Annotated in this window: 24 protein-coding genes; 15 read left to right on the forward strand and 9 right to left on the reverse strand. The window is 39.4% G+C overall.

Translation table 11 applies throughout. The features are described from left to right. The first annotated feature begins 103 nt into the window (after window positions 1-103). Window positions 104-1708: an isocitrate lyase gene (locus HJG58_RS11160; protein WP_002117581.1), complete on the forward strand. Its 1605-nt coding sequence runs from the start codon at window positions 104-106 to the stop codon at window positions 1706-1708. A 56-nt stretch (window positions 1709-1764) separates the two neighbouring features. On the opposite strand, the gene HJG58_RS11165 is transcribed toward HJG58_RS11160, so the two are convergent. Together HJG58_RS11165 and HJG58_RS11170 are read right to left on the reverse strand one after the other, a co-directional pair. Beyond that, on the reverse strand, window positions 1765-2235 hold the full coding sequence (locus HJG58_RS11165; protein ID WP_086264892.1) for a copper resistance protein NlpE: 471 nt from the start codon (window positions 2233-2235) through the stop codon (window positions 1765-1767). Between the two features lie 195 nt (window positions 2236-2430). Then, window positions 2431-2754: a hypothetical protein gene (locus tag HJG58_RS11170; protein WP_171545271.1), complete on the reverse strand. Its 324-nt coding sequence runs from the start codon at window positions 2752-2754 to the stop codon at window positions 2431-2433. 201 nt (window positions 2755-2955) lie between these two features. On the opposite strand from HJG58_RS11170, the gene HJG58_RS11175 reads away from it, so the two are divergent. From HJG58_RS11175 to HJG58_RS11215, 9 genes are all read left to right on the forward strand, one after another. Next, on the forward strand, window positions 2956-3831 hold the full coding sequence (locus tag HJG58_RS11175; protein ID WP_216076564.1) for an urease accessory protein UreD: 876 nt from the start codon (window positions 2956-2958) through the stop codon (window positions 3829-3831). A gap of 101 nt (window positions 3832-3932) precedes the next feature. Further along, window positions 3933-4235 (forward strand): urease subunit gamma, encoded by a 303-nt coding sequence (gene ureA / locus HJG58_RS11180; protein WP_002117495.1) that lies wholly within the window; start codon window positions 3933-3935, stop codon window positions 4233-4235. Window positions 4236-4246: 11 nt separating this feature from the next. After that, window positions 4247-4555, forward strand: coding sequence for an urease subunit beta (locus tag HJG58_RS11185; RefSeq protein ID WP_086264893.1), 309 nt, complete (start codon window positions 4247-4249; stop codon window positions 4553-4555). A 37-nt stretch (window positions 4556-4592) separates the two neighbouring features. Further along, window positions 4593-6293, forward strand: a complete 1701-nt coding sequence (gene ureC / locus HJG58_RS11190; protein ID WP_170248912.1) for an urease subunit alpha — start codon at window positions 4593-4595, stop codon at window positions 6291-6293. 70 nt (window positions 6294-6363) lie between these two features. Then, complete coding sequence (gene ureE, locus HJG58_RS11195; RefSeq protein ID WP_086264895.1) at window positions 6364-6846, forward strand: urease accessory protein UreE; 483 nt, start codon at window positions 6364-6366, stop codon at window positions 6844-6846. After that, entirely contained in the window at window positions 6833-7498 is a 666-nt protein-coding gene (locus HJG58_RS11200) for an urease accessory protein UreF (protein ID WP_086264896.1), read from the forward strand. The genes ureE and HJG58_RS11200 overlap by 14 nt, the downstream gene beginning before the upstream one ends. A 24-nt stretch (window positions 7499-7522) precedes the next feature. After that, window positions 7523-8137: an urease accessory protein UreG gene (ureG, locus tag HJG58_RS11205; RefSeq protein ID WP_002117800.1), complete on the forward strand. Its 615-nt coding sequence runs from the start codon at window positions 7523-7525 to the stop codon at window positions 8135-8137. A gap of 9 nt (window positions 8138-8146) precedes the next feature. Then, complete coding sequence (locus HJG58_RS11210) at window positions 8147-8716, forward strand: HupE/UreJ family protein (RefSeq protein WP_170248913.1); 570 nt, start codon at window positions 8147-8149, stop codon at window positions 8714-8716. 57 nt (window positions 8717-8773) lie between these two features. Next, window positions 8774-9229: a hypothetical protein gene (locus HJG58_RS11215; protein WP_170248967.1), complete on the forward strand. Its 456-nt coding sequence runs from the start codon at window positions 8774-8776 to the stop codon at window positions 9227-9229. A gap of 72 nt (window positions 9230-9301) precedes the next feature. On the opposite strand, the gene rsmD is transcribed toward HJG58_RS11215, so the two are convergent. Together rsmD and mrdA are read right to left on the reverse strand one after the other, a co-directional pair. Then, window positions 9302-9847 carry a 16S rRNA (guanine(966)-N(2))-methyltransferase RsmD gene (gene rsmD, locus HJG58_RS11220; protein WP_170248914.1) on the reverse strand — a complete coding sequence of 182 codons (546 nt, stop codon included), beginning with the start codon at window positions 9845-9847 and terminating at the stop codon, window positions 9302-9304. Then, window positions 9847-11865 (reverse strand): penicillin-binding protein 2, encoded by a 2019-nt coding sequence (gene mrdA, locus HJG58_RS11225; protein ID WP_170248915.1) that lies wholly within the window; start codon window positions 11863-11865, stop codon window positions 9847-9849. The genes rsmD and mrdA overlap by 1 nt, the downstream gene beginning before the upstream one ends. Window positions 11866-12100: 235 nt before the next feature. Between mrdA and HJG58_RS11230 the strand changes: the two genes are divergently transcribed. The 4 genes from HJG58_RS11230 (at window position 12101) to HJG58_RS11245 (ending at window position 14943) form a co-directional block, all read left to right on the forward strand. Next, a complete protein-coding gene (locus tag HJG58_RS11230) occupies window positions 12101-12619 on the forward strand; it encodes a hypothetical protein (protein WP_170248916.1) in 519 nt (172 codons plus the stop codon). A gap of 61 nt (window positions 12620-12680) precedes the next feature. Further along, window positions 12681-13994: a DUF445 domain-containing protein gene (locus tag HJG58_RS11235; protein ID WP_005070566.1), complete on the forward strand. Its 1314-nt coding sequence runs from the start codon at window positions 12681-12683 to the stop codon at window positions 13992-13994. A gap of 86 nt (window positions 13995-14080) precedes the next feature. After that, on the forward strand, window positions 14081-14734 hold the full coding sequence (gene adk / locus HJG58_RS11240; protein WP_002117671.1) for an adenylate kinase: 654 nt from the start codon (window positions 14081-14083) through the stop codon (window positions 14732-14734). Window positions 14735-14805: 71 nt separating this feature from the next. Then, window positions 14806-14943: a hypothetical protein gene (locus tag HJG58_RS11245; RefSeq protein ID WP_327742271.1), complete on the forward strand. Its 138-nt coding sequence runs from the start codon at window positions 14806-14808 to the stop codon at window positions 14941-14943. Window positions 14944-14979: 36 nt separating this feature from the next. Here the strand turns inward: HJG58_RS11245 and nth are convergent, their stop codons facing one another. Continuing rightward, complete coding sequence (gene nth, locus HJG58_RS11250; RefSeq protein ID WP_068551176.1) at window positions 14980-15669, reverse strand: endonuclease III; 690 nt, start codon at window positions 15667-15669, stop codon at window positions 14980-14982. Then, the gene (locus HJG58_RS11255; RefSeq protein ID WP_170248917.1) at window positions 15670-16461 is read right to left on the reverse strand and encodes an RnfABCDGE type electron transport complex subunit B; all 792 of its coding nucleotides are present in this window, start codon (window positions 16459-16461) and stop codon (window positions 15670-15672) included. Window positions 16462-16733: 272 nt separating this feature from the next. Here HJG58_RS11255 and gdhA point away from each other — a divergent pair, with 272 nt between their 5' ends. Next, a complete protein-coding gene (gene gdhA / locus HJG58_RS11260; protein WP_170248918.1) occupies window positions 16734-18137 on the forward strand; it encodes an NADP-specific glutamate dehydrogenase in 1404 nt (467 codons plus the stop codon). A gap of 54 nt (window positions 18138-18191) precedes the next feature. Here the strand turns inward: gdhA and HJG58_RS11265 are convergent, their stop codons facing one another. The 3 genes from HJG58_RS11265 to rlmH form a co-directional block, all read right to left on the reverse strand. Beyond that, window positions 18192-19301 (reverse strand): META and DUF4377 domain-containing protein, encoded by a 1110-nt coding sequence (locus tag HJG58_RS11265; protein WP_170248919.1) that lies wholly within the window; start codon window positions 19299-19301, stop codon window positions 18192-18194. 167 nt (window positions 19302-19468) lie between these two features. Then, window positions 19469-20245: a DODA-type extradiol aromatic ring-opening family dioxygenase gene (locus HJG58_RS11270; protein ID WP_170248920.1), complete on the reverse strand. Its 777-nt coding sequence runs from the start codon at window positions 20243-20245 to the stop codon at window positions 19469-19471. A gap of 112 nt (window positions 20246-20357) precedes the next feature. Further along, complete coding sequence (gene rlmH / locus HJG58_RS11275) at window positions 20358-20837, reverse strand: 23S rRNA (pseudouridine(1915)-N(3))-methyltransferase RlmH (RefSeq protein WP_002054393.1); 480 nt, start codon at window positions 20835-20837, stop codon at window positions 20358-20360. Window positions 20838-21063 lie beyond the last annotated feature (226 nt).

Below are 21063 nucleotides of genomic sequence, written 5' to 3' on the forward strand. Positions count from 1 at the left end.
CTAAGCTGTGTTCATGAGGAAGCAGCTGGTGTCATAAGAAATTTAAGTAACGTGACTCTAGGCTTCAATCGATGAAATCCTAAAATGAATACAGGACAATATCATGACTACATATCAAACAGCGATTGATGCAGTACGTCAATTAAAAGCAAAATTCGGCAATACTTGGGCAGACATTAGCCCAGAAGATGCTGCTCGTATGCAACTTCAAAACCGTTTCAAAACTGGTTTAGATATTGCTAAGTATACAGCTGCGATTATGCGTCGTGATATGGCTGAATACGATGCTGACTCAAGCAAATACACTCAATCATTAGGTTGCTGGCATGGTTTCATCGCACAACAAAAAATGATTGCGAACAAAAAATATTTCGGTACTACAAGCAAACGTTATATCTACCTTTCTGGTTGGATGGTTGCTGCTCTTCGTTCTGAATTTGGTCCACTTCCTGACCAATCTATGCACGAAAAAACTTCTGTTCCTGCATTGATCGAAGAAATCTATACTTTCTTACGTCAAGCTGACGCAAAAGAATTAAACGATTTATTCCGTGCGCTTAAAAAAGCACAAGAAGCTGGTGATACTGCTAAAGCAGCTGAAATCACAGCTCAAATCGACAACTTTGAAACTCACGTTGTGCCAATTATTGCGGACATCGATGCTGGTTTCGGTAACGAAGAAGCAACTTACTTACTTGCTAAGAAAATGATCGAAGCTGGTGCTTGTGCGCTTCAAATCGAAAACCAAGTATCTGATGCTAAACAATGTGGTCACCAAGCTGGTAAAGTAACTGTTCCACACGAAGACTTCATCGCTAAGATCCATGCATTACGCTATGCATTCTTAGAAATGGGTCTTGAAGAAGGTATCATTGTTGCGCGTACTGACTCTGAAGGCGCTGACTTGACTCAAAAAATCCCAGTGGTTAAAGAGCCAGGTGACATCGCTTCTCAATACATCAGCTACTTAGATACTCAAGAAATTGACATTGCTGATGCTCAAGAAGATGAAATCTTAATCAAGCGTGATGGTAAATTACACCGTCCTAAGCGTTTACCTTCTGGCTTATATCAGTTCCGTGCTGACACTCAAATTGACCGTGTTGTACTTGACTGTGTGTCTAGCTTACAAAATGGTGCTGACCTTCTTTGGATCGAAACTGCGACTCCAAACGTAGAAGAAATCGCACACATGGTTAACCGTGTTAAAGAAGTTGTTCCAAATGCTAAGCTTGTTTATAACAACAGCCCATCATTCAACTGGACTTTAAACTTCCGTCAACAAGCTTATGACCGTTGGGTTGCTGAAGGTAAAGACGTTTCTGCATATGACCGCGCTAAATTAATGAGTGCTGAATATGACAACACGGAATTAGCTGCTGATGCTGATGACAAGATCCGTACTTTCCAAGCAGATGCTTCTCGTGAAGCGGGTGTGTTCCATCACTTGATCACACTTCCGACTTACCACACTGCTGCTCTTTCTACTCATGAGCTTGCACAAGGTTACTTCGGTTCTGAAGGTATGTTGGCTTATGTTGCTGGCGTACAACGTAAAGAAATCCGCGGTGGTATCGCTTGTGTTAAACACCAAGCAATGGCGGGTTCTGACATCGGTGATGATCACAAAGAAATCTTCTCTGGTGACAACGCTCTTAAAGCACATGACGATGCTAAAAACACAATGAACCAATTCGCAGCTCACTAAGAATTGATTCATAAAAAACCCGCTCAAATGAGCGGGTTTTTTTCATAACTAAAAAATTATTTTTTCAAAACATAGTGTTCGGCTAAAGAACCTTCAACTTTCTTACCTTCCATATCTAAAGCAGTTGCAGTGTTTTCACCGATAAAGAATTTACGGTTTTGGCCTTTATCATCTAAGGTAATAACTGAAGTATTATCTTTGTCAAAAGTAAACGTACCATGGGTTTCAAATGGTTTTGTATCGCCTTTACCAAGATAAGTTTCAGTCAGCTCGTAGGTTTTATCATCTTTAAGTTCTAATTCAGTTTTAATACCTTCACAGTCTGCGCATGGGAGAGTGCCTTTATATGTGCCGTCCCAATCGAGTGAGTTTTCCGCTGTGTGCGCGCTATCTACAGCATTGTTATTTGCTTCAGTCGTTTGTGCTGGAGCAGATGCTTGAGTTGTCGTGTCGGTTTTATTTTCATTTTTGCTACAAGCGGCAAGAAGGATACTTAAGAGTGCTACTGATAATAGTGTTTTTTTCATGATGATCTAAACCTCGGAAAATAAATAAAAAACAAGTAAACAGGCTATGAAATATAAGAGCCTAATAAAAGTTTAAGTATGTAATTTAATTTTAACAAAAGGTAAAGTGAGTAAGATTTAATCAAAAAGAGAAAGAAATAAAAATTAAAAAGAAAAATTAAGGTATCCACTAAAATTAATGAATACCTTTATTTATCAAGGTTGAGAAGAAACCCCACCTAAAGAATCACAAGCTGATTTATAAAGTTGATATTGTTGCTTTAAAACTTCATCTAGCGGCATGTCGAATAACTCTTCACCATTCTTGTAACTCTCTACATATGAAGTCGCTTTTTCTTTGCTTACCGCTAAAGATTGTTGGTAGTAAGTATTAATTGAGCTTGTTGCAATCTGACTTGTCTCAACATTTTTACATTCAAAATTATGGAGAATTTTTTCTGCACGTTTGACCTCACTAGATTGGCCAAAAATACACCCAGTTAAAAAGACAAGTGGTGTTAACACGAAAAAAAGTTTCATGGAGAGTAAGTATGGAAGCAACGGTGGGCGCTATTGTATAAATAATTCCAAGAGTTACTGTGCTTTTATGTTAGACATTGATGATTTTTTAACTCATTAAAATCGAAAAATTGTATCTAATTTTATCATTTTGCTTATTTTTATATTTGGTGCGTATTTTGCTTATAACTTTAGGCACTTATTTTGAACATATGAACCAGAATGAATCAGGTACAAACGTTTTCAAAAAAATCTTTAGCACCATTTTGGTATGCGCGATTAGAGCTCGGATTTTGTTTTGAAAATTCTCGCACCATAATGAGTCACAGAAAGCATCATGGCCCTGTAAGGGTGCAAAAAATGCTCTGGCCTGAAAAAACAGGTGTATGTCACGCCATTATTGTACATCCCCCCGCAGGAATCGCAGGAGGTGATCATCTTACTTTTCAAATCGAAACCAAAGATCAAGCTCATGCGGTTGTAACGACTCCTGGTGCGGGAAAGTGGTACAAAACCAATGGAAAGCAAGCCTTTCAGCATATTCATCTTCATGTGCGAGATCAGTCTATTCTGGAGTGGGTTCCGCAGGAATCTATGTTATTTGACGGAGCTCTAGCACACTCAGAAACTCATATTCATCTTGACCATGCTGCCAGTTTTATTGGCTGGGATATGTTGGTACTCGGGCGACAGGCACGCGCTGAACGTTTTGTGCAGGGAAGTTATCACAACCAGTTTAAGTTGTGGCGAGAACAAAAATTATTGGTTGCAGATACATTGTTTTTTGAGGGTGAAGACCGTTGGCTTAGTTCGTGTTTAGGTATGAATAATCAAGCCGTAATGGGAAGCTTTTGGGCGGTTGCTCCTGAGAAATATCGATCTTCATTTTATTTAGAACAACAGCTCGAACTCATTCGTGAATTGATGATGCGTATGCAAGCCCCTGTAACTTTAACGTTATTAGATGATGTAGTTTGTGCGCGTTTCTTGGGAAATGATGTCCGACATTGCCATGATGCTTTTGCGGCAATAAGAGCAAGATTAAGACATTATTGGTTTGATTTAGATGAAGAATTTCCGAGAATTTGGAGAACCTAATTTACGTTAAATTGCGTATTTAAAAAACGATTAAAACAAGTATGCTGCTTTTGAGCACGTATTTTGCTTAAAGAAAATTAGATGCTATTTAGGAAAGAGATATGGAACTCAATCCAACAGAAAAAGATAAATTACTTATTTTTACCGCAGGACTAGTTGCTGAGCGCCGTAAAGCTCGTGGTTTGAAACTAAATTATCCCGAAGCTATCGCTTTTATTTCTGCTGCTTTGCTTGAAGGGGCGAGGGACGGTATGACGGTGAGTGACTTGATGCATTACGGTACAACTTTATTAAAGCGCGAAGATGTGATGGATGGTGTGCCAGAAATGATTGCTGAGGTTCAGGTCGAAGCAACTTTTCCTGATGGCTCGAAGTTAGTCACTGTTCATCAGCCAATCGTATAAAAGGAACGCTTATGATCCCCGGTGAAATCATTACTCCAGATGCTGATATTGAACTGAATGTTGGGCGGCAAACTTTAAAAGTTGTAGTTGCCAACATTGGCGATCGGCCTATTCAGGTGGGTTCTCATTTTCATTTTTATGAAGCAAATGATGCATTACAGTTTAATCGCGAAATGGCGAAGGGTTTTCGACTAAATATTGCAGCTGGTACAGCGATACGTTTTGAACCTGGACAAAGTCGGGAGGTTGAGCTTGTTGCTTTAGCGGGTAAGCGAGAAGTTTATGGTTTTGCAGGCCGAGTTATGGGCAAGCTGGACTAGACATAACAACGATAATGAAAGAGATGAGTAGTAAGTTATGAAAATGTCACGTCGTGCATATGCTGAGATGTTTGGTCCAACGGTTGGAGATCGTATTCGCTTGGCTGATACAGAGCTTTTTATTGAGGTTGAGCAAGATTTAACGACTTATGGTGAAGAAGTTAAGTTTGGCGGTGGCAAAGTCATTCGTGATGGAATGGGGCAATCTCAACTTTTAGCTGATGAAGTTGCCGACACTGTGATTACCAATGCTTTGATTGTGGATTGGTGGGGAATTATAAAGGCGGATGTTGGTTTAAAAAATGGTCGAATCTGGAAAATAGGGAAAGCTGGAAATCCTGATATTCAACCTGACATTACCATTCCTTTAGGTGCTGCAACAGAAGTGATTGCGGGTGAAGGGCAAATTTTAACGGCAGGTGGTATTGATACTCACATCCACTGGATTTGTCCTCAACAAGTTGAAACTGCACTTATGTCGGGTACAACAACAATGGTGGGTGGCGGAACAGGACCTGCGGCTGGAACTTCAGCAACGACAGTAACTCCAGGTCCTTGGCATATTGCGACTATGTTGCAGGCGATTGATGATTTGCCTATGAATATTGGCCTGTTAGGCAAAGGTAATTTGAGTTTGCCAGACCCAATTCGAGAGCAAATTAAAGCTGGTGTAATTGGGTTAAAACTACATGAAGACTGGGGCTCAACACCAGCAGCTATTGATAACTGCTTGAGTGTGGCGGATGAGTTTGATGTGCAGGTCGCTATTCATACAGATACTTTAAATGAAGGTGGTTTTTTAGAAGAAACACTGGCTGCGTTTAAAGATCGCACGATTCATACGTACCATACCGAAGGTGCGGGTGGTGGGCATGCACCTGACATTTTAAAAGCAATTGGACAAAGTAATGTCTTGCCATCTTCGACCAACCCAACACGACCTTATACGATCAATACTATTGATGAGCATTTAGATATGCTCATGGTTTGCCATCATTTGGATCCAGCAATTGCTGAAGATATCGCTTTTGCTGAAAGTCGTATTCGCCGTGAAACCATTGCCGCCGAAGATATTTTGCAAGATTTGGGCGCAATTTCGATGATGTCTTCTGACTCTCAGGCAATGGGCCGCGTAGGCGAAGTGATTTTACGTACTTGGCAAACTGCACATAAAATGAAAGTTCAACGTGGTCCTCTAGATGGTGATAATGAGTTTCATGATAACAATCGCGTTAAACGCTACATTGCCAAATATACAATTAACCCAGCAATTACCCATGGTTTAAGCCATGAAGTGGGTTCGATTGAGGCTGGAAAACTTGCTGATCTGGTGTTATGGAAGCCTGCTTTTTTTGGTGTAAAACCTTCCATGATTATTAAAGGTGGCATGATTGCAGCGGCACCGATGGGTGACATTAATGCTTCAATTCCGACACCTCAACCCGTGCATTATCGCCCAATGTTTGGGGCTTATCCGCGTGGTGTACATAACACCTGTATTACCTTTTTATCTCAAGTGGCAATTGATGAAAAAGTTGCTGATAAACTAAATCTTAAAAAGTTAATTAGCCCATGTAAAAACACGCGTGCAATTACTAAAGCCGATATGAAGCACAACACATATTGTCCAGTTATGCATGTTCATCCTGAAACTTATGAGGTGCGGGCTGATGGTGAATTATTAACGTGTGAACCTGCTGATGTGTTACCGATGGCACAGCGTTATTTCTTATTTTGATAAGTTTTATAGAGATGATTTGCCTCATTACTCTAGATATGAAAGAAATAAATAAGGAGAGAAAAGCTAAATGAAAATCTATACCCAACGTCTTGAAGATATTTCTCCTGATCAGGCATTTGAAACAGTTGAATTGACTTTTGATACCCGTCAAAAATCACGATTCCGAGCGGCTTTGGCAAGTGGCATCGATATTGGTGCTGATTTACCACGTACTGGCATTTTGCGTAGTGGCTCATATATTGCAACGCAAGAGGGGGAGGTATTACGTGTGGATGCCAAGCCTGAACGGTTAATGCAAGTCACTGCTCAAACCGATTTTGATTTGCTTAAAGCTGCCTATCACTTAGGGAATAGACATGTGCCATTAATGCTGACACCTACAGCTTTGTATTTTGAGCCTGATCATGTGCTCGCAGAAATGGTAGAAGGTTTGGGACTTACGGTGACAGAAACCGATCATCCGTTTGAACCTGAAAGTGGGGCTTATGCGCAGCATAGTCATGACCATCGTTTAAGCCCGATTAAAGCTTTGCACCATGTCCATTCATAGCGCCGCGCAATTATTGCAATTACTGACACTGTCTTCTACGGCATTGCCAGTTGGGGCGTATTGTTATTCGCAAGGTGTAGAAACGGCAATTGATATTGGCCTAATACATGATGAAACCTCGGCAATTGCTTACTTTGAAGAAGTACTTGAGATGTTGTTGGTAAGATTTGAGCTACCCGTATTAAAGCGTCTTATGCAATATCATGATGACTCAGAACAATTTTTGGTTTGGGCAAATTTGTATAAGGCGAGTCGAGAAAGTAAAGAACTTTTGGCAGAATCGCAACAGCTGGCATTTTCTTTAAATGCGTGGATTAAAGATGTTTTAAAAAAAACAGTTGAGGTTAAAAAGCAGTTTGGTTTCGTACCAGTCTATGCACAGCTTTGTGGCCGACTCGAACTCAACGACATGGATGTACTTACGGCTTATACCTTCACTGTTTTAGAAAATCAGGTTTTAGCCGCAGTAAAAACTGTTCCTTTAGGACAAATGGCTGGGCAAAGAATTTTATGGCACTTGCATGGTTTAGTACCACAAGCGGTAGAGAAAGCTTTGAAGCTGAAGGACGAGCAATTGAGTAGTGCTTTACCTCGTTATGCCATGCTGAGCATGAAACACGAAACACAATATTCACGGTTATTCAGATCTTAAGTTTAGGAAAAAAGGATAAAAATCATGACAGAACGTAGTCCATTACGAGTTGGAATTGGCGGACCAGTGGGTTCGGGTAAGACAGCACTTACACTTAATTTATGTTTAGCCTTGCGTAATAAATACAATATGGCTGTGGTGACAAATGATATTTATACCAAAGAAGACTCAAACTTTTTAACCCGTAATGAAGCGATGTCGCCAGATCGTATTGTGGGTGTTGAAACAGGTGGTTGTCCGCATACAGCAATTCGTGAAGATGCTTCAATTAACTTGGCTGCAATTGATGATTTGTGTGAAAAATTTGAAGGTTTAGAACTCATTATCATTGAAAGTGGTGGTGATAATTTGGCGGCAACATTTAGTCCAGAGCTTTCTGATTTAACTTTATATGTTATTGATGTGGCAGGCGGTGAAAAGATTCCTCGTAAAGGTGGGCCGGGCATTACTAAGTCAGATTTACTCATTATTAATAAAACTGATCTTGCGCCAATGGTAGGTGCAAACCTTGATGTCATGGATCAAGATGCGAAACGCATGCGTGGTGAAAAACCATTTTTATTTTCAAACATGAAAACACAAGATGGGCTTGAAGAAATTATTCAATTTATTGAGAAACAAGGGCTGTTTAAAGCTTAAGGAGAGATTATGGACTTCATGAAAAAATGGAGTGTGGCACTCCTTTCATTATTGCCGGCTCTTGCAATGGCTCATCCAGGACATGACCATGCACATTCTGGTTTTATGGCAGGTTTTATTCATCCTTTTACTGGCCTAGATCATTTAGTCATGGCTTTAGGTTTTGGTGTCTTGTTGTGGTCAGCAACTAAACAGTGGAAAATTGCTGGAGCCATTGCCTTAAGTATTATCTTAATTATAGGCTTTTTAGTAGGTGCTCAGGGTTTGATACCAGTTAATATAGCTGAATACGGCATCGTTGCTTCTTTAGTTATTACAGCGATTGCGCTATGGAAAAAATCAAATAAAGTTTTACCAATTGCCGCGGCATTACTTGCAAGCTTCCATGGTATGGCTCATGGTGTTGAGTTAGCACATGCGGGCCATATTGTTTCATTAGTAACAGGTATGGTTGCAGGTATGGCGCTTATCTATTTGGGTGGGGTGGTGTTGGGTGCTGTGCTTAGCCGATATGTGCCTTATGGCAAAAAAATTATGGGTACTTGCGCAGCAATTGTTGCAGTCATTGGTTTAAGTTAATTAAAACCTTGCAAAAAAAGGTAGCTTTGAGCTACCTTTTTGGATTTGCAAAATAAAATGTGTGTGCATAAAAGTATTTATACTGTTTTTACAGCGCTGATTATCTTTTACAGTGGATATGTTCAGGCCTATGATTTTTTTCAACAAGAAAGTGATTCTACTTTACTAGATACAGACCAGTTGTTAGATCAATCAGATTTAAACTTGGAACAAAGGCGGTTAGCCATTGAGCATGATGATGAAGTTAATAACTATAATGTGCTCAAAAACGAGTTTTATTCAAATGAGCGTTGGGTAATTTATAATTATACAGCCTATGATACCGGGCAACTTCAGAATAAAAACAGTAATGGTTTTACGAATCATATTAATATTCAAGATTTATCTATTTCAGTTGGATATGGAGTTAATTATAGTGTTAATCCAAGACTGAAAATTGGTTATGAATATATTTCGAGTTTTCCTTATGATCGAGGTCAACTCATACGATTTTTTACGATCTATTTATTCTGAAATACGAAATAAAAATAATCTAATTCAAATAAATAGATCAGGTAAATTAATTCGCCATAAAATCCTACATGTTTAAATTTTCTGATAAAGCCCTGCGTGAACTGTACCAGCTTTAGTGATTTTAACTTGTTGCCATGTGGCAGGAAGGTGAAGCTGGGATAAATCTCGGTCAGCTTCAATATAAATATACCCATTCTTTTTAATATGAGGCTCGGCCAAGTTCGAGAGTTCATGCCATAAATCAAGACTATAAGGTGGATCTAAAAAAACCACATCGAACTGTTCTTTTAAGCGGGGGAGAGCTTGTTGAGCCGTTGCGTTAATTAGATGACAATTTTGGGCTTTTAATAGTTCAATATTATCTTTTAAAAATCGTGCCTGAGTCTTATCTGGCTCAATCATATAAACAGATGCAGCACCACGTGACAGAGCCTCAAAACCTAATGCACCAGAACCTGTACAGATGTCGAGAACTTGAGCATTTTGAATATCCCACATGAGCCAGTTAAATAGAGTTTCGCGTACTCTATCTGGTGTTGGACGTAGACCTTCAATGCTAGCGAAGGGAAGTACTCGTCTTTTCCATTCGCCACCAATTATACGTAATTGATTTTTCATTATTCATCTGCCTCATTGGTAGCAGGACGAGCAGGAGCAGCCTGTGGTGTTGATGCTGCTGGTTTGTTGGTGGTAGCTATAGCCGCTGCTGGGCCAGAACTTTCACCGCCGCTTGGAAGTTCACCTGGTTTAATTCCTGCTGTCATTAGCCCGCCATTTACTTGGTGATTTGCTGGACGAATCGGGTTTTTCTTACGGGTTAATAACCAGTAATCAAACACAGGTCTTGCAAGTTTAGCAGCAGAGCCACCATGACGACCATTTTCCCAAATGACTGCAATCGCAATTTCAGGTTTGTCAGCAGGGGCAAATCCAACAAATAAACCATGGTCAAGCTGACGCTCAGTCAAGGCTGCTTCATTATAACGTTTACCCTGTGCAATACTCTTAACCTGTGCTGTACCTGTTTTTCCTGCAATTTGATAGAGGGGAGTGCGAATACCACGACCGGTACCTGATTGAATTACATCAATCATGGCATCACGCATTTGAATCCAGTCTTCATCTGTTCCGTTAAAGTTGATTTTGCCATCAGGTGCATTACGTACTGTAAAAGGTTTTGCACCATGAGTTGCGCGTAAAACATGAGGTGTTACATGAGAACCATGATTCGCAGTAATTGCTGTTGCCATCGCAAGCTGCAATGGAGTGGCTGTAAACGCGCCTTGACCAATACTGACAGAAATAGTTTCGCCCTTCATCCATTTCGTTTTACGCGTACGCATTTTCCATTCAGGACTTGGATAAAGGCCTTCACTTTCACTTGGTAAATCGACCCCTGTTTTTTGACCAAATCCAAATTGACGCATCCATTGGTTCATTTGATCAATGCCCATTTGATGGGCAAGAATATAAAAATAGGTATCACAGGATTGCACAATGGCTTTATGCATATTCACGATGCCATGACCAGATTTTTTCCAGTCACGGAACTTATGTGAATCACCAGGTAAGTGGAAATAACCAGGGTCAGAAATTGCTGTTGACCAGTCTACAATACTGTAGTGTAAACCACCCATTGCCTCCATTGGCTTGATGGTAGAACCGGGTGGATATACACCTTGCACAGCGCGGTTATAGAGTGGTTGATCTAAATTATCTCGTAGTGAACTGTAGTCAGTATGACTAATGCCAGTCACAAACAAATTAGGGTTAAAACTTGGGCTAGACACTAACGCTAGAATTTCACCCGTACGAGGATCAATGGCGACAATAGCTCCACGACGACCTGCAAGCTGTTGAGAAGCGACAACTTGTAAACCATAGTCTAAAGATAAATAGAGGTCATTACCGCGAGTAGGATCTTTGCGGCCTAAATGACGTAATACATTGCTATGCGCATCTGCTTCAACAGATTCATAACCGGGTGTTCCGTGCAATAGGTCTTCATAGCTTTTTTCAACGCCAATTTTTCCAATTAGGTTGGTCCCAGCATATAAGTCTTTATCAATACTTTTTAATTCTTTGTCGTTGATACGCCCGACATAGCCAATCACATGGGCAAATAACTCACCGTGTGGATAATAACGAGTCATTTGTGTCTCGATTCTTACACCCGGAAACTTATATTTGGCTTCACTAAATTTAGCAATATTGGCTTCAGTTAGATTAAGTTTAATCGCGACGCGTTCAGTTTTACGGGCAGTTTTTATACGGCTTTTAAAACGGTCAATATCTTCTTGTGTTAAATCTAAAATAGGCTGTAATTGCTCAACAACATGGTCGGCATCTTCTACATCTGTTTTACTTAAAGTTGCTGTAAAAACAGGATAGTTATCTGCTAGTAATACACCGTTTCGGTCATAGATATAACCACGAGCAGGCGGAAGTGGTTGTAAGCGAATTCGGTTTTTGTCAGATGCAGTCGAGAATTCGTCGTAGTGAAAAATTTGCAGGTAAGCGTATCGGCTAATTAAGACTAATAAGCAGATGGTCACGATCCCTACGGCAAAAAAGATACGACCTCGATAAATGCGCTTTTCTTGCTGGATATCTTTTAAAGGAAAGTGCTGTTTCATAAGGATCGACTTAATGACATAGGGTAGAAAAATAGCTGCTTATTCTAACGCAAGAGCACTTAAAATATTGCATAATTTTCAAAGTTTCATTGCATTTTAATAAGATACTTTTTGACTTTGCAGACAACAAAATTGTAGATACTTGTATATAAGAAGCAAAATAATTCTGTTAAAGTCTCTCATTCAATAGAATAGGGTTGTTCTCACCATACGATTAGGGAAAATGGAGAAAATAATGAGAAAAATTTATCCCTTACTTGCAGTTTTGACAGTAAGTAGTTGGGCCCATGCTCAAGACTACTCGTTTCTTCCGGAAGCAAAATTAGCAGGACATACGGCATCTACGTGGAATGTGGGTGCAGGCGTTACTCAAAAATTATTACATCTAAATGGTGAGTGGGTAAATCCGTATGGTATTGCCTATGCGAAAGCCGGCGCATTTTTGAATGGTGACAAAACCGCTGGTGGTCAAGTTGGCTTCCGATATCCTTATTATCTTACTGGCACAGACAAAAATGGTTACTATATCGGTTTCTATGCTGGTCATCTTGATAGTAAAGAGGTCGATGGTGATTTTAAATCCCGTTTAGGTGCGGGTGTTGATTTGGCCTATGTGTGGTTAAATTCAGAAAGAATTAGCACTTTTAGTGTGGGTATCGGTACGGCTGAAAAATTAACTGACCAGAACGGAAATGTTGCTGCAGATACTAAACCACAAATTCAATTTTCTTATTCTCTAAGTTTTGGTTTATAAAACAAAGCAGTTTATCGTTAACTCGCCATAAGCAGAGCACAAATAAATACGAGAGTCTTACATGTTAGAGTACGTCAGTGGATTGTGGCAGACCTTTTTACACAGACCTGATTTTTGGGCCGTTTTGAGTATTATTCCCGTAACGGCTTTTGTCACATGGGCACATGTGTGGATGGCTTTAAAAATGGTATTTTACCCAATTAAATTTTGGGGATTCCATTTAGGACCATTGCCGGTAGGTTGGCAAGGTATCGTGCCACGTAAAGCAGGACGTATCTCTGGGATTATTACCGATAACACTTTATCTAAATTAGGTTCATTGCGTGAATTTTTAGAAGCAATGGATCCTGAAGATATGGCGCGTATTATTGGTGAACAAGTCGGTTTTGAACTTGAACATCTTATTGATGAAGTCATGATCGATCGTAATGCCGTACTTTGGGAAAATTTACCTTATTCAATTAAACGCCGTATTTATGCTCAAGCACATAAGCAATTGCCGGGTGTGCTAAAAGAATTAGTGACTGAGCTGACCATGAATGTAGAGTCACTGGTTAACATGCGTGAAATGGTCGTGAGCCAGATGGAAGGTGATCGCCGTTTAATGGTACGTATGTTCTTAAAGGTTGGTCAAAAAGAAATTAATTTTATTTGGCATATTAGTGCACTAATTGGGATGTTCTTTGGTATTTTCCAAATGGTGGTTTGGTTTGTAGTACCATGGCACTGGACAGTACCATTTTGGGCTGCAATTTGGGGCTTTTTAACTAACTGGATCGCAATCTGGATGGTGTTTAACCCAATTGAGCCGCATTATATTCGTTATCCACAGATTTTTAGATTAACAAAAGATCGTAAGTTTCCATGGATTGTACCAGTTCTTCGAATTGGGACCTATAATGTCCAAGGCGCTTTTATGAAGCGTCAAGAGGAAGTCTCTGATGTGTTTTCGAGCGTAGTCACAGAAGATCTGATCACGTTAAAATCGATTATGACCGAAATGATGTACGGGCCGCGTAAAGATAAAACGCGCCGCATTGTTAAGCGTCATATTAACGAAATCATGGAAACACCGTTAGTTCGCACCTCTTTACAGCTTTCTTTAGGGCCAAGAGAGTACGCAAGATTAAAGACGGACTTGATTGATCGTTCAATTGAAATTACGATGGGACCCGTATGTGACCCAGCACTGAACGCAAGCCGGGCACAGAAGATTTTTCAAATGTTTAAAGAGCGTATTCGTGAACTAACACCAAAAGAATTTCAGAATTTATTACGTCCTGCATTTCAGGAGGATGAGTGGATTCTTATTGTACTAGGTGGGGTAACCGGATTTATTGCTGGTACAATACATTTGTTTGTGGCTTTCTTATAATTCGATGTCAGGCAGGATCTATTGAAGATTAACGAGACTTTTTCTGCCGGACTTCATATTCATTGTTTTAAATGAGGATGTTTTTTATGCGCATTATTTTACTCGGACCACCTGGAGCAGGCAAAGGGACTCAGGCTCAGTTGATCTGTAAGCGCTACAATGTCCCACAAATTTCAACCGGTGATATGCTCCGTGCTGCGATTCGTGAAGGTACTGAATTAGGTCTAAAAGCTAAAAGTGTAATGGAATCTGGCGGTTTGGTTTCAGATGAACTTATTATCGGTTTAGTAAAAGAACGTATTGCTCAACCTGACTGTGCAAATGGCTGCATTTTTGATGGTTTCCCACGTACTATTCCACAAGCTGAAGCTTTGGAAAAAGAAGGGATTAGCATTGATCACGTGATTGAAATTGATGTTCCTGATGAAGAAATCGTAAAACGTCTTTCTGGTCGTCGTCAGCATCCAGCTTCTGGCCGTGTTTATCACACTGTATACAATCCACCTAAAGTGGAAGGTAAAGATGATGAAACTGGTGAAGATCTTGTTCAACGTCCAGATGACCAAGAAGAAACAATCCGTAAGCGTTTAGCATCTTATCACACTGAAACAGAGCAATTGGTTGGTTTCTACCAAGGTCGTGCTGCTTCTGGTGAAAATGCGCCAACTTATGACAAGCTTGATGGCTTGCGTACAATTGAAGATGTACAAAAAGATTTGTTCAACATCTTAGACAAATAATTTAATATTGTTTGTGATAATGAGCCCTCTTTGTGAGGGCTCTTTTCTTTGATTAGGTGCAGGAGAACAATATGAAAATCATATTGATTTTGGTGGTATTGCTGAGTCTGGCACTATTAATATTTTTGGCTTTTCAAAGCTACAAAATGCTGAGACAGGTTCAAAGACAAGCAAAAGAAGAGCGTAATGAAAAAAAGCGTCTAAAGTAAGTTTGATTGGGTATGATCCCTATACCCAATCTATTTTTAAGCTTCAATATTTTTAATGGCAATTTGCTTTTGTGCGCCAAATTCAAATCGATCAGGCCAGTTACAGACATCAGCAACAACACATTCTGCACATTTAGGTTTACGGGCGATACAACAATAACGACCGTGCAATATGAGCCAGTGATGCGAATCTAAAATAAATTCTTTAGGAATAACCTTAATTAAGCGGTGCTCAACTTCAAGTACATTTTTACCTACGGCTAAACCAGTTCGATTTCCCACTCGGAAAATATGGGTATCGACAGCCATAGTCGGTTGTCCAAAAGCTGTATTTAAAACTACATTGGCTGTTTTACGTCCGACACCCGGTAAAGCTTCCAAGTCTTTTCTATTGCTTGGAACTTCGCTGTTAAATTGTTCCATTAAAATCTTACAGGTCTTAATGACATTTTCTGCTTTAGCGTTGTAAAGGCCAATTGTCTTGATATATTCCTTTAACCCATCTACGCCTAAGTTATAGATTTTCTCTGCTGTATTTGCCACAGGGTAGAGCTTATCAGTTGCTTTATTAACACTTACGTCGGTCGCTTGAGCTGACAACATAACTGCAATCAGTAGCTCAAATGGAGATGAATATTTTAACTCGGTTTGAGGTGAAGGTCGTTGTTCGCGAAGGCGTTCAAAGAAAATTTGAATCTGCTTTTTCGTCATATTTTTGACGGCCATTCAGACCTCCTGTAATTGAATGAGTTGCTGTTGTAGTTCATCAAGTTGAAGACGCTTTTTAGCATCTTCTCGAACACTGAGCTGCTTTTCCAACTTTTTAATTTGTGTACGAATTTTCGCTAATTCAATTGTGGTTTTTGCATCGTTTACAATCGCTTCTTTTGGCTTCTCGATGAGCTCAATTGAAGGTAAATCATCAAGTGCTTGAGAGAACTGTGCAAACAGCTGGGTATCAATTTCAGCACGTACCACCGGGCCTTTACGATGTATACGACGTTTCTCTTCACGTTGAATATGCGCGTAATAACGTTGTCGTAAATCATTTTGCTCCGCAATGCGTTGCTGTTCGCTTGGTAATGCTTGCGTGTCTTCGACCAAATCAATGCAATCTACCGGACAAGGTGGAATACATAGCTCACAACCCGTACATAAGTCAGTCAAAATGGTATGCATGAGCTTACCACTTCCAATAATAGCATCTACAGGGCAAGCACTAATACATTTGGTGCAACCAATACATTCATCTTCTCGAATAATCGCTTTCATTCGCTGGGGACGACCATCGGTCTGCACAGGCCATACGCTAGTCTCAGCGGTTAATACAGGACGATTTAATAGATTCGCGAGTGCATCGGCTACAGGCTGACCACCTGGAACACATTTATTTGCTTCTTCACCTTCAGCAATCGACTTTGCGTAGGGTAGACATCCATCACGATGTCCACATAAACCACACTGAGTCTGTGGTAATAACGCATCAATCTCGCGTATGAGAGAAATAGATGAATTCATAGTGGGCAAATAGCTTGGTTAAAACGATGCGATAATGAAGAAAAACCTAAGTAAGGTCAATGGATTTTAACGAATTTATTGGCTTTTTGGTTGACCTAAAATGTAGCTAATATTGCACAATAATAGATCAATAAAAATAAAAAGATAAATGACTATTTCTTATTTTTAAGTAGTTTTTCTAAAAATAAGTTTTTGATAATTAAGATAAATAAAATAATTTAAAATAAGTATTGTTAAAATTGATGGAAAGGGATTTAATATTTTGCTGCTAAATGATGCATTTAAAAATGTATTGCACCAATTTAATTCATTACTATGCTGAGGACCGTGCATTGAAATACAACAACCTGAATGAATTCCTGAATTACGTGCAAGCGCGTGATCCGCATCAACCTGAGTTCTTGCAAGCTGTAGAAGAAGTCATGACAAGTTTGTGGCCATTTATTGAAAAAAATCCAGAATATGCAGAGCAGGGATTGCTAGAACGTTTGGTTGAACCTGAGCGTGTGATTCAATTCCGTGTTTCATGGATGGATGATCAAGGCCAGACTCAAGTTAACCGAGCTTTCCGCGTTCAATACAATTCAGCAATTGGTCCATTCAAAGGTGGGATGCGTTTCCATCCATCCGTCAATCTATCAATTTTAAAATTTTTAGGTTTTGAACAAACTTTTAAAAACTCACTTACTACCTTACCAATGGGTGGAGGGAAAGGTGGTTCAGATTTTGATCCTAAAGGTAAATCTGATGCTGAAATTATGCGCTTCTGTCAAGCATTAATCATTGAGCTTTATCGCCATTTAGGACCAAATACGGATATTCCTGCGGGTGACATTGGTGTGGGGGCACGTGAAGTTGGTTATATGGCAGGCATGATGAAAAAGCTGAGTAACGACACCGCTTGTGTCTTTACCGGTAAGGGAATTTCATTTGGGGGTAGCTTGATGCGCCCTGAAGCAACTGGTTATGGTACGGTTTATTTTGCAGAAGAAATGCTAAAAGCCCGCGGACAATCTTTTGCTGGTAAAACAGTTTCTGTTTCAGGTTCTGGTAACGTCGCACAATATGCAGCAGAAAAAGCGATGTTCTTAGGGGCAAAAGTTGTTACTTTGTCGGACTCAAGCGGCACAGTTTATTTAAAAAATGGTTTTACAGATGAGTTGCTTGCTGAAGTAATGGAACTGAAAAACGTTAAACGTGGTCGTATTTCCGAGTTTGCTTCTAAACATGGTTTTGAATATTTTGAAGGAAAAACGCCTTGGCATATTCCTGTTGATATTGCTTTGCCATGTGCTACACAAAATGAATTAACGGGTGAAGACGCTAAAACACTTATTTCTAACGGTGTCATTTGTGTAGCTGAAGGTGCTAATATGCCATCAACACTTGAAGCAGTTGAACACTTTATCGAAGCTAAAATTTTGTATGCGCCAGGTAAAGCATCTAATGCGGGTGGTGTGGCAACTTCTGGTTTAGAAATGTCTCAAAATGCAATTCGTTTAAGCTGGACCCATGCTGAGGTCGATGAACGCTTACATGCAATTATGAAAGACATTCATGCCAACTGTGTTAGATACGGTACTAAAGAAGACGGTACTGTGAACTATGTGGATGGTGCCAATATTGCAGGTTTTGTAAAAGTTGCTGATGCAATGCTTGCCCAAGGTATTTTCTAAGATATAAATAAAAAAATCCGATGCATAAGCATCGGATTTTTTTAGTCTAAAAACTTATTTTTTAGGTTTTTTAACTAACTCTTGTTCTACAACCATATCTAATACATCTGCTTGACTAGATTGGTCTGCAGCTGGGTTTTTCACTTCAAAACGTTTTACACGCAAAATTACGCGTTGGTCTGGTTTGTGTTCAAAACCTTCGATTTGACCGTAATATAATGACCAGTTTTTGTCAGCGTAAGTTTTAACGCCTTTGTCATCATATTTAATTTCACGAACTTGCATACAAGTTTGTGGCGCAACACCAGTACAAGATTTAGTTTCTGAAGCAACTTCTAGGAAAACTGTTTTTCCTTCAGATTGATATTTTGCTTCAGGTGTCATTTTACCTGTGAAGGTATATTTCTGGCCTTGAGCATCAGATACTGTCAATGTGGGTTGATCAACATTTGTAGTATTGAGTTCAAACGGAATTGCACGTTTTTGGAAGAGGCTGCTAGAGAACTGTTCCTGTTTCATTAAAGCAGGTTCACATGCCATCATCGTCGACATTACGTCTGTCGTTACAATCGTATTGTTTTCAACTTTCCAGGTTGTGCCTTGGCGGTTACAACCTGTTGCGATAGATAGACGATCATTTGTAAAGTTAAGAACGATTGGCTTTTTAGTATTTTCAGGCTGATATGACCAAGAGTAATCTGTTAAAGCTTGAGTATTAACTGCTTTTTGACCTTGGAAAATGTGTTTTTGACCAGTTTTATCTGTCACCGTTAAAATCACTTGACCATTAGTGTTGCTAATTTCGATTGGTAATTTTGCTTCGTTGAAGATGCTATTCGACAATTGTTCTTGTTTCATTAAATCATCTTGGCAAGCCATTCTAGTTGAAACAAGATTAGAAGTAACAAGTTGGTTACCTTCAACTTTCCAAGTACCGCCTTGGCCATTACAACCTGTATTGATTGCTAATTTACCATCTGCATTAAAGTTAAGAATAAGTGGCTTAGATGCTTTTACATTTTGATAAGTCCATGCATATTCACCTAAAGTGGTTGCAAGGTTTTGTTGTTGCTCAGATACAATTGGAGCAGGAGTATTAGTAACTGTTTGACACGCCATCAAAGAAAAAGGTAATAACGCAAGAATTAAATATTTAATTTTCATTTAAAAACTTCAAGTAAAAAACAACAGTAATAAGCTTAAAACATTCAAAAAAAAAGAAAATGTAAACATTTGATTGTTTCGGTTTTTAAAATGTATAAGTTTGTAAATTATTCTAATTTTCAACAAAAATAATGGTATACCCCGCAAAACGGGGTATTTCTTAATAATTAATCAAAACGATAGATGTCCATTCCTAATGAGCCCATTGTGAAGCTACTATGAACAATCGTAAAGCGATTGCCTGTACCCATAGCAAAAAACAAAGGTGCAAAATGTTCAAGCGTAGGGTGGTTGCGTTTTACGTAAGGTAGTGTTTGCCAGTCTAAAACTCCATCATAATCTTGATGGGAAAGCTTATTAACGACAGTATTTCTAAATGTTGAAGCCCATTCAGGAACTTTAGAGTTGTCGCCTTGCCAAGATAACTCTGCAAGATTATGAGTAATACTTCCCGAACCAATGAGTAAAATTTGTTCGTCACGTAAAGGGGCGAGCGTTTGTCCTATACGATAAATTTCTTGTGCGCTTAAATTTGATGGCAAAGAAATTTCAACTACAGGAATGTCTGCCTCTGGATACATATGCAATAAAGGCATCCACACGCCATGATCACGAGGACGTGTACTGTTGGCATGTGCAACAAAGTGAGCATCGGCCAATAATTTTAAGATTTCTTCTGCTAATGCTGGATCGCCAGGCGCACTGTAGCGAATTTCATATAACTCTTTAGGAAATCCACGGAAGTCATGCCACGTTTCAGGACGAGTAGAAATGCTCACTTCAAGTGCTTTACTTTCCCAGTGCGCAGACATCACAATAATTGCCTTTGGTATAGGAAGATTTGTGCCTAGACGGTGTAGAGCAGGTCCCACTTGTTCTGGATCAAGTGCAAGCATGGGTGAACCATGTGAAATAAACAGTCCGGGAAGGGTTTGTAGTTCCATTTCATTACACCTGAGTTGAAAAGCAGAATAATAGGTATTATGCCAAAATCAGGACATGATAAAAGTATCCAGATTTCAACGGATTGTTCTTAAAATGAAACGTTTGTTCCTTTTATGCACGGTGGTAGGGATGATTGTGATTAATACTCATGGCTCGATATAGTTGCTCGATTAATAAAACACGTACTAAAGGATGAGGCATCGTAAGTTTTGAAAGTGACCAATGCCAAGCGGCAGCTTTTCGTACTTGATCTGACAAACCATCTGGACCGCCGATAGCAAGTGCTACATCATTGCCCTCAAGCATCCATTGTTTCATTGTGTCAGCTAATTTCTCTGTACTCAGTTCCCGACCACCAACTTCTAGAGCAATTAAGGTTTCATTCGGTTTTAAAGCATTTAAAATGCTTTCGCCTTCAATTTGGCAATATTTTAAAATATCTGCTTCTGAATCATTCTTACCACGTTTGGCCATAGGTAGTTCAATAACTTGGGTTTGAACAAAAGGTTGGATGCGTTTGAAATAATCTTCAAAACCAGTAAGAACCCAAGCAGGCATTTTTTGACCAATGGTCAGAATACGAATTTTCATGTTATCTATTCATTCAAAAACAGCTGGCGCATTATACCTGAGTAATGAAAGCATCTGACGATCTAAAAGACAGGCATAAAAAACGCAGTCCAAAAAACGGTGTTGGACTGCGATCAAATGATCATCTGTCTGGAGTTCAGATGATCATAGAGAATATAAACAAGGCTATCTAAGAATTAGACAGTTAAGAGTACTCATTTATTTAAATACTCTTATTACCTATTAT

Source organism: Acinetobacter geminorum (assembly GCF_013009345.1).
Lineage (GTDB): Bacteria > Pseudomonadota > Gammaproteobacteria > Pseudomonadales > Moraxellaceae > Acinetobacter > Acinetobacter geminorum.

Bases quoted from the DNA above. Each gene is read 5' to 3' on its own strand.
- HJG58_RS11160 (WP_002117581.1), top strand. From the start codon at position 104: ATGACTACATATCAAACAGCGATTGATGCAGTACGTCAATTAAAAGCA.
- HJG58_RS11165 (WP_086264892.1), bottom strand. From the start codon at position 2,235: ATGAAAAAAACACTATTATCAGTAGCACTCTTAAGTATCCTTCTTGCC.
- HJG58_RS11170 (WP_171545271.1), bottom strand. From the start codon at position 2,754: ATGAAACTTTTTTTCGTGTTAACACCACTTGTCTTTTTAACTGGGTGT.
- HJG58_RS11175 (WP_216076564.1), top strand. From the start codon at position 2,956: ATGAATCAGGTACAAACGTTTTCAAAAAAATCTTTAGCACCATTTTGG.
- ureA (WP_002117495.1), top strand. From the start codon at position 3,933: ATGGAACTCAATCCAACAGAAAAAGATAAATTACTTATTTTTACCGCA.
- HJG58_RS11185 (WP_086264893.1), top strand. From the start codon at position 4,247: ATGATCCCCGGTGAAATCATTACTCCAGATGCTGATATTGAACTGAAT.
- ureC (WP_170248912.1), top strand. From the start codon at position 4,593: ATGAAAATGTCACGTCGTGCATATGCTGAGATGTTTGGTCCAACGGTT.
- ureE (WP_086264895.1), top strand. From the start codon at position 6,364: ATGAAAATCTATACCCAACGTCTTGAAGATATTTCTCCTGATCAGGCA.
- HJG58_RS11200 (WP_086264896.1), top strand. From the start codon at position 6,833: ATGTCCATTCATAGCGCCGCGCAATTATTGCAATTACTGACACTGTCT.
- ureG (WP_002117800.1), top strand. From the start codon at position 7,523: ATGACAGAACGTAGTCCATTACGAGTTGGAATTGGCGGACCAGTGGGT.
- HJG58_RS11210 (WP_170248913.1), top strand. From the start codon at position 8,147: ATGGACTTCATGAAAAAATGGAGTGTGGCACTCCTTTCATTATTGCCG.
- HJG58_RS11215 (WP_170248967.1), top strand. From the start codon at position 8,774: ATGTGTGTGCATAAAAGTATTTATACTGTTTTTACAGCGCTGATTATC.
- rsmD (WP_170248914.1), bottom strand. From the start codon at position 9,847: ATGAAAAATCAATTACGTATAATTGGTGGCGAATGGAAAAGACGAGTA.
- mrdA (WP_170248915.1), bottom strand. From the start codon at position 11,865: ATGAAACAGCACTTTCCTTTAAAAGATATCCAGCAAGAAAAGCGCATT.
- HJG58_RS11230 (WP_170248916.1), top strand. From the start codon at position 12,101: ATGAGAAAAATTTATCCCTTACTTGCAGTTTTGACAGTAAGTAGTTGG.
- HJG58_RS11235 (WP_005070566.1), top strand. From the start codon at position 12,681: ATGTTAGAGTACGTCAGTGGATTGTGGCAGACCTTTTTACACAGACCT.
- adk (WP_002117671.1), top strand. From the start codon at position 14,081: ATGCGCATTATTTTACTCGGACCACCTGGAGCAGGCAAAGGGACTCAG.
- HJG58_RS11245 (WP_327742271.1), top strand. From the start codon at position 14,806: ATGAAAATCATATTGATTTTGGTGGTATTGCTGAGTCTGGCACTATTA.
- nth (WP_068551176.1), bottom strand. From the start codon at position 15,669: ATGGCCGTCAAAAATATGACGAAAAAGCAGATTCAAATTTTCTTTGAA.
- HJG58_RS11255 (WP_170248917.1), bottom strand. From the start codon at position 16,461: ATGAATTCATCTATTTCTCTCATACGCGAGATTGATGCGTTATTACCA.
- gdhA (WP_170248918.1), top strand. From the start codon at position 16,734: ATGATGCATTTAAAAATGTATTGCACCAATTTAATTCATTACTATGCT.
- HJG58_RS11265 (WP_170248919.1), bottom strand. From the start codon at position 19,301: ATGAAAATTAAATATTTAATTCTTGCGTTATTACCTTTTTCTTTGATG.
- HJG58_RS11270 (WP_170248920.1), bottom strand. From the start codon at position 20,245: ATGGAACTACAAACCCTTCCCGGACTGTTTATTTCACATGGTTCACCC.
- rlmH (WP_002054393.1), bottom strand. From the start codon at position 20,837: ATGAAAATTCGTATTCTGACCATTGGTCAAAAAATGCCTGCTTGGGTT.